General features: G+C 68.1%; 7 protein-coding genes. All 7 read right to left on the reverse strand.

Annotation, left to right across the window (positions count from 1 at the left end):
* The coding region (locus MJ785_RS09600; protein WP_239380499.1) for a bifunctional nuclease family protein at positions 1-471 on the reverse strand (471 nt) is incomplete at its 3' end.
* A gap of 220 nt (positions 472-691) precedes the next feature.
* Positions 692-1459: a MerR family transcriptional regulator gene (locus tag MJ785_RS09605; RefSeq protein WP_239380501.1), complete on the reverse strand. Its 768-nt coding sequence runs from the start codon at positions 1457-1459 to the stop codon at positions 692-694.
* Positions 1460-1475: 16 nt separating this feature from the next.
* Complete coding sequence (locus MJ785_RS09610) at positions 1476-2027, reverse strand: FHA domain-containing protein (RefSeq protein ID WP_239309464.1); 552 nt, start codon at positions 2025-2027, stop codon at positions 1476-1478.
* 306 nt (positions 2028-2333) lie between these two features.
* Positions 2334-2714, reverse strand: coding sequence for a glycine cleavage system protein GcvH (gcvH, locus tag MJ785_RS09615; protein ID WP_239309463.1), 381 nt, complete (start codon positions 2712-2714; stop codon positions 2334-2336).
* Between the two features lie 172 nt (positions 2715-2886).
* Positions 2887-5421, reverse strand: coding sequence for a mannose-1-phosphate guanyltransferase (locus MJ785_RS09620; protein ID WP_239309478.1), 2535 nt, complete (start codon positions 5419-5421; stop codon positions 2887-2889).
* A gap of 11 nt (positions 5422-5432) precedes the next feature.
* On the reverse strand, positions 5433-6086 hold the full coding sequence (locus MJ785_RS09625) for a CDP-alcohol phosphatidyltransferase family protein (RefSeq protein ID WP_239309461.1): 654 nt from the start codon (positions 6084-6086) through the stop codon (positions 5433-5435).
* A gap of 163 nt (positions 6087-6249) precedes the next feature.
* The gene (locus MJ785_RS09630) at positions 6250-7371 is read right to left on the reverse strand and encodes a C40 family peptidase (protein ID WP_239309477.1); all 1122 of its coding nucleotides are present in this window, start codon (positions 7369-7371) and stop codon (positions 6250-6252) included.
* Between the last annotated feature and the right edge of the window lie 386 nt (positions 7372-7757).

Here is a 7757-nt window from a genome sequence, read left to right on the forward strand (position 1 = left end):
GTTGAAGTCCTCCGGTGAGATCGTGTCCAGGAACTCCCGGAACTTCTCCAGCTCGCTCTCCTGCTCCTGTTCCTGATCTTCAGGCACGGTGATGCCAGCTTCCGCAAGCACCGACTCCTCGCCGTAGACAGGCGCACCCATGCGCATGGCCAGCGCGATGGCGTCCGACGGCCGGGCCGAGACCTCGATACCGTTCCCGAACACGAGCGTCGCGAAGAACACGCCGTCCTGAAGATCGTTGATCGTTACCCTCGTGAGTTCCGTCTGCAGGGCCTGCAGCACATCACGCATAAGGTCATGGGTCATCGGACGAGCGGTCGTGATGCCTTCCTGCGCGAACGCGATGGCGGTCGCTTCCACCGCGCCAATCCAGATGGGCAGGTAACGCTCACCTTCGACTTCCTTCAACAGGACGATCGGCTGCTTCGACGGAAGCTCGACACGAACGCCGACGATGTCCAGCCGATGCACCGATCTACCTCCTCGCACAGGTGAGCAGGACAGGATGATCTGAGTGGAAACTGTAGATGCCCACCGGGTGACACTATCCCCGTCGCTGGAGTTCGTCAGCGTGCCTGGTGCTTCCGGAAAGATCGGTCACTGTGGACGTCTTCCGCCTCAGTTCCCACGATAGGTGCCCGCCCGCGCATCGGCCCCCGCGCGCCTGCCCGCAGGACACGCCAGGCCAGCCTCATCCGCTCGGCCCGGCCCGCAGACGCGAGCGCAGCAGCGCGGCGTGCAGCCGGACCAGCAGGCCCGCGAGCTCGTCCACGGTGTCCTGCGCGTGTCCACAGAGACGGTCACGCTGGCCTCGCAGGGGTGCCGCCACCTGTTCGATCAGGCCGGCTTCCCGGTCGGCCGCGACCCGTGAGGAGCGCAGATGACGTGCCTGGATCCCGAAGGCGCTCAGCGCGGCGAACGTGCGCGCGACCGCCAGCGCGTCCCCGTCGAAGTAGCTACCGCCCGGACGGGGGGCGAGCAGCCCGTACTGCTCGAGTTCGACGAGCTGGTCGTCGGTGACGCCGGTGACGGCGAGCAGCTCTCGCCGCGACATCCGCACCGTCTCGCCGGCCTCGGCGATCATGTCCAGGACGCGGGGCGGGGGTGGTGGCACCGCACGGGGGCCAGGCCGTTCACACGGCTGCTCACCCCGGTCGAGGGACTCCAGCTCTTCTTTGATCACTCGCAGCGGCAGGAAGCGTTCCCGCTGCGCGCCGAGTACATAACGTAGCCGGACAACGTCATCAGGTGAGTACTTACGATAGTTCGCAGTGGTACGAGCGGGCACGACAAGACCTTCCGCCTCCAGATATCGAATCTTGGACAGCGTCACGTCGGGATAATCCAGCCGCAGCCGGTCGAGCACCTCGCCGATGTTGAGCGTTTTCGCGGTGGAACCACCCGCCGACGCCCGAGCGGGCATCGGCATGGGCGATGTCGCGGCTTGACCGGCGTTCATCGATGGGACCCCCGGTTCACTGGTGCCCCCCGCCACCCGTCGCCATGATCGATCCAGTCAGGAACACCAGCCGGAACTTGCCGATCTGAACCTCGTCACCGCTGGACAGCTCGGCCGAGTCGATCCGCTCCCGGTTGAGGTAGGTGCCGTTGAGGCTGCCGACGTCACGCACGGCGAAGCCCTTCGTGTACGGAGACCGATGGAACTCGGCGTGACGGCGGGACACGGTCACATCATCGAGGAAGATGTCACTTTCCGGATGCCGGCCCGCCGTTGTCAGATCGGCGTCCAACAGGAAGCGGCTGCCCGCGTTGGGACCCCGCTTGACCACGAGCAAACCGGAGCCCGGCGGCAGCGCGTCAACGGCGGCGACGGCGTCCCGTTCGGTCGACTCATCGACGTGATCACCCTCGATACCCGACAAGGCGGCGGCAAGGTTGAGCGTGGAAGTCTGCTCGGCAGGTCGTTCCGGCGCGACGGGTTCACCTGGACGTACCAGTGGCGACCCGCACCGCGCGCAGTACAGCGCATCGGTCGGGTTCTGCTGTCCGCACCTCGTGCAGAACACGGTCGCGTCTGCTTCCTGCCGGACCACCGCGGGCGCGGTTGGGTCGGCCGCTCGGGCCACCTTCCTGGGGTGGCGAAAGATTTGTTTCCTCCTCGGAGACACCCACCCGCCACGCGGACGTCCCCGAAGCCGGAGGGGATGGCACGGACCGTGACATCCCGGCCTCGCACCGCCCTCCCGGCGCACAATGAGGCTAGTGCATCGGGTCCACTACCGCGAAAAGAGAGGGGGCTGGTTACGCCCGCATAACGTTGATCTGACCGGTAGGCTACACGGGCAGATCCTTTCTGTTGCTGCCGGGCGCTCTCAGGTTCCCTGCACATGCTGGGCGTAGGCGACGGCGTCGAGCAAGGCCGCGGTCGCCCCGGCATCGTCGACCGCCACCTCGACGAGCCATCCTTCACCATAAGGATCGGAGTTGACCAGCTCAGGGGTGCTGTCGAGCACTTCGTTACGAGCGATCACCTCGCCGGAGACCGGAGCGTAGACGTCAGAGACGCTCTTGGTGGACTCCACTTCGCCGAACGGCTCACCCGCCCGCACCCGGTCGCCCACCGCCGGCAGTGTCACGAACACGATGTCCCCGAGCGCATCCTGCGCGAACGAGGTGATACCCACCCGCGCGATGTCGCTGCTCACCCGGATCCATTCGTGCTCCGTGGTGTATTTCAGGTCCTCCGGGTACACCGGGTATCGCCTCCCAGTTGTCGGTTCCGCTGTCGGTCCACAGCGTCGGACGCGGCTTCCGGCAGCCCTGGGAAGGTCATCGCGGCGCGCTGGAGCCGTGGCCATTGTTCCACTCTTCCGCTCTTCTTCCACCCGGCGGGGCAGCGGACCGGCGGGGCGAGCGCCGGCCGCGTCAGCCCTCGGCACCGACCGCCCGCTGTGAACGATCATCGTCGGTGAGATCACCGGCCGCGAACAAGGCGCTCCAGTAGTCCAGGAGCTGTTCTGCCGTGGTGGCGTCGGGGCCCTCGGCCCACAGATGGGTGACAGCTTCAGCCGGGTCGGGGAGCACCAGTACCCACGAGCCATCCGCCAGGATCACCCGGACGCCGTCGGTGGTGTCGATCGTGCATCCGCTGTCGGAGTCGACCGCCTCCACCACTCGCCGCATCACCATGCCCTTGGCCGCCCACGGCGTCGGCACGGATCTGCGCAGTACCGACACCGCCGGTATGCGCGCGTCGATGGCGCTCAGGGTCAGCCGGGTCCGGGCGACCAGAGCCGCCAGCCTGACGAACGCGGCCAGGCCGTCGATCGCGGGGGTGAACTCGGGCACCACGAATCCCCCGCGGCCGTCCGCGGCGAACACGACGTTCGCCGCGGAGGCGGCCCGGGTGAGGTCGGCCGCTGACAGCGACGTACGCCGCACCGTCAGCCCATGGAAGCGGGTCACCTGATCCGCGACCCGAGTGGCGGTGACCGGCAGCGCCACCTCGGCTCCCCGGTTCTCCGCCGCGACAAGATCAAGAAATACCAGCAGCGCCCGCTCGTCGTCGATCAGGTCGCCGCGTTCGTCCACGATCGTGATGCGGTCACCGGCGTTGTCGAAGCGGACGCCGAAGGCAGCCCGCGAGCTGGCGACGAGCGCGCCGAGACGGTCCAGCGCGCGGCGGCGATCGGCCGGCGTCTGGGCCGGGACGGTCTCGTCCAATCGGCCGTTGACGGTGAGGACATCCACCCCGAGCCGTCCCAACAGGGTGGGCAGCACCAACGAGGTCGCTCCCCCGGCAGGGTCGATCACGATTTTCAGGTTGCCTTCGGCCAGACCCGAGATGTCCACCTGGTCCAGCAGGTCACGGGTGTAGATGTCGGCGGTCCGGGCGGGGAAGCGCAGCTCCCCGATCTCGCTGGGAAAGGCCCGCCGGAACTCCTGGCGGCTGACGACCCGGTCGAGTGTGCGCTGTGCGCCGAGTGAGAGATCAGCGCCCTCGGCATCCATGAAGCTGATGTCGACCCGTTCGGCGTCCCCCGGCGTCGTGCGTACCATGACGCCGCCGGCCGCGTCGGAGGTGCGGACGTCGAAGCGGGCCACCGGCATCGGCGCGACCTCCAGGTCCCGTACGTCCATCGCGCTCGCGGTAAGCGCGCTGATCACCGCTCGCTTGAGTGCCCTGGCCGCCCGGGAGCTGTCCCGGACCGTGGTGACTGTTGATCCTTTACGCAGGGTCGTGGCATAGGCGCTGGCGAGGCGGACGGCCAGTTCGGGTGTGATCTCGACATTGATCAGCCCCGATACCCCCCGTGGGCCGAACAGCGAGCGCTGCCCGCGGGACTCCCAGATGACGCTGGTGTTGACCACAGCGCCAGCCTCGATGGTCTTGAACGGGTACACCATGACGTCGTTGGAGACGAACGCCTCCTCTTCGATCACGCACTCGTCACCGATCACGGCGCCCTCTTCGACCCGCGCGGCCCGCAGCACGTCGGTGCTCTTGCCGATCACACAGCCCCGCAGGTTGGCCTGCGGCCCGATCAGGGCGTTGTCCTGGACGACCGCCCGGTGCAGGAAGGCGCCCTGTTTGACCACCACGTTGCTGCCGATGACGGTGAACTCACGCAGCTCGGCACCGGCCTCGACCTTCGTGTAGTCGCCGATCACCAGCGGGCCCGACAGAACCGCCTCCGGGTGGACGTCGGCGTCCCGGCCGACCCACACCCCCGGCGAGACCTCGAAGCCGCCGATCTCCACGTCCACCTGGCCGTTGAGCACATCAGCCTGGACCCGCAGGAAGCTGGGAATGGTACCGACGTCCTCCCAGTAGCCGTCGAGCGCGTAGCCGAACAGGGGCGCGCCAGCGGTGAGGAGCTTCGGGAAGACATCTCCCGACCAGTCCACCGGCTCCCCGGGCGGGACGTGGTCGAGAACCTCCGGTTCCATCACGTAGATGCCGGTGTTGACCGTGTCGGAGAAGACCTGTCCCCAGGTGGGCTTCTCCAGGAACCGGACGATCCGCCCGTCGTCGTCGGTGATGACGATCCCGAACTCCAGGGGATTGGGAACGGACTTGAGCGCGACCGTGACCAGCGCGCCCTGCTTGCGGTGGTAGGCAACCAGCGCGGTCAGGTCGATGTCGGTGAGCGCATCGCCGCTGATCACCAGGAACCGGTCGTCACGCAGGGCGTCCTGCGCGTTGCGGACGCTCCCGGCGGTCCCCAACGGCGTGGTCTCGGTCGCGTAGGACAGGTGCATCCCCAGCTCGTCGCCGTCACCGAAGTACGTCCGGACGTGCGCCGCGAGGAACTGCACCGTCACCACGGTCTCATCGAAACCGTGGTGCTTGAGCAACCGCAGCGCATGTTCCATGATCGGGCGGTTGACGACGGGGAGGAGCGGCTTGGGCTGGTTGGCGGTCATCGGGCGCAGGCGCCTCCCCTCACCGCCCGCCATCACGACAGCTCTCACCGGCCCACCTCCGCATCCGCCCGGCCAGCCTCGCCGGGGTGCGTCCCGGGCGCCGCCGAGGGCTCGCTGCCGTTCCCCGCCCGCGCGAGCTGGCGCACCTGCACCCAGTAGAGGATTCCGGACCACCAGTACAGAGCGGCGCCCCAGCCAGCGAACGCCCACCCGAGCGGACGCGCAACAGTGGCAAGCCAGGTGTCACCCGCTGACAGCAACAACAGCGGGAAGGCATAGAGCAGGTTGAACGTCGCGGCCTTGCCCAGATAGTGCACGGGCAGCGTGGGGCCGTAGCCGAGCCGCCGCAGCACCGGCACGACCCCCATGATCATAATGTCCCTGCCGACGAGCAGCGCCGCGAACCACCAGGGAACGATGTCGCGCAGCGTCAGCGCAATGATCGTCGCCAGGATGTAGAGACGGTCCGCCAGCGGGTCGAGCACAATCCCGAGCCGACTGGTTTGCGAGAGCGCCCGGGCAAGCTTGCCGTCGAGGTAGTCGCTCACGCCGGCGAAGGCGAGCACGGCGAGCGCCGCACCGTCAGCCTTGGGGCCCAACGCCAGCCACAGAAAGACACCGACCCCAGCCAGCCGCAGCGCGGAGAGCAGGTTCGGGATGGTCAGCACCCGGTCGGACGGATGGATCGCCGTGGTCACCCTCGACACCCTTTCGCACCCAGCTGCGCCCGCGTGGAGCCTGACGAGGCCGCCGCCACGGTGCACAGCCACCGTACGGCATCGTCAGCGGCGCCGCCCTCGCCCACGGGCCGCCGGGCCCGGCGGCCGGCTCGCGCCCATCACCCGGACCGCCCGTCAACCATCACATCACCCGGCCAACGTAGTACGTCGAGGTCCAGATTGGCACCAGTGAGACGGTCCGTCCGGTCTCCGGGGCGCTCCACACGTACCCGTTACCGGCGTAGATCGCGACATGGGTGATGTTGCTCGGGCTCCCGAAAAAAATCAGGTCGCCGGGCTGCTTGCCGGCCTGCGGCACCCGCAGCGAGGCGGCGAACTGCTGCTGGGCGGTACGCGGCAGAGAGCGCCCGAGCTGTTTGAACACGTACTGCACCAGGCCGGAGCAGTCAAACGCGTAGGGCCCCTCCGCCCCATACACATACGGCTTGCCCCGTTGCAACGACGCGAGGTAGACCGCTTTCGCCCCGATGGAGCTGCCTGGGACAGCCGTGGCCGCACCCCCGGCCGCCAGGCCTCCGAGGGCGCCGGCCGGGCCGGTGGGGCTGCGCACAGTCACTGTGGTCGCACCGGCCAGGGAGGGACGCAGGACGTTCGTACCGTCGAAGACCGCGGTGAGGGTCGTGGTCGACAGCAGGCGCGTACTGATCGTCGCGGTTCCGGTGCTGTTGGTCTGCAGCTGGGCGGTGGTGGTCCACTGCGGGCCGTTTGCCACCGCGATACGGACCCGTTGGTTGGTGACGGGACGCCCCGTCCCGACCTCCATGGCGCGGACGGTGAAGACGACGGGAGCATTCGGCGCGACAGTTGTCTGATCGGCGACGATCGACACCGAGGTGAAGGTCGGATCTGGATTTCCGATCTTGCCGGCCAGACCGGTGGTGGATGCGGTGAGGGTGGCTCCGTGCGCGCCACCACCGACCATCGCGGCGCTGTCGACGGTGGCCGCTGCCGCGGTCACCGGCTCCAGTGCCACGCTGGCGCCCGTGCCGGGCATCGTCGCGGCGAAGCCGGCCGTCGATGCGGCCAGGGTTCCGGTCGTCACCGCGGCGATCGTGGCGACTCGCCGGGTCTGTGGGCTGAGGCGGACACGCCAAGGGGTGAGCTCGTCGCCGTCCGCACTCATGGGCGCCTGGTCACGGTGGCGACCGCGACCGGCCTGCTCGCCGTCCGCGGGGAGCCGGGTCACGCCACGTGGAAGCAACGCGCGTCCTTCCCGAACGCCCGCGAGGCAGAACGTCGACATGCCGCGGACCGGTGCCGCTGGCACGCCTCAAGGCACCGACCAAGGAGGAGAGCCCGGTCGGTGACCATCAGGGCTGCGAGATCTCGCTCCTGCCCCTGGCTGCTCGGAGGGGACATCGGGCCGGGGCAGGACTGGGCGTTTCGGTCCGACGCGTGTGTTCGAGAGAAAATATTGATCTTTATTGAGGAAACGAAGGTGTCAGCTCCAAAAGATATCGGGTGGCTCGTACGGGCAGGCAATGCCCCCAAACCCAACAGTTGGCAATATTCAACCGGTGGCCTGGTGCAGTCATTGGGTTGCGGTCACGTACCGGCCGGCGGCCGGCACGTGACCTTCAGTTTCCCCGCGACATACCCCCGGTGGGTACATAATTCCGGTGGTACCCG

The sequence above is a fragment of the Protofrankia sp. CiT1 genome (genome assembly GCF_917627335.1).
In the GTDB taxonomy this organism is placed as follows: Bacteria; Actinomycetota; Actinomycetes; order Frankiales; family Frankiaceae; genus Protofrankia.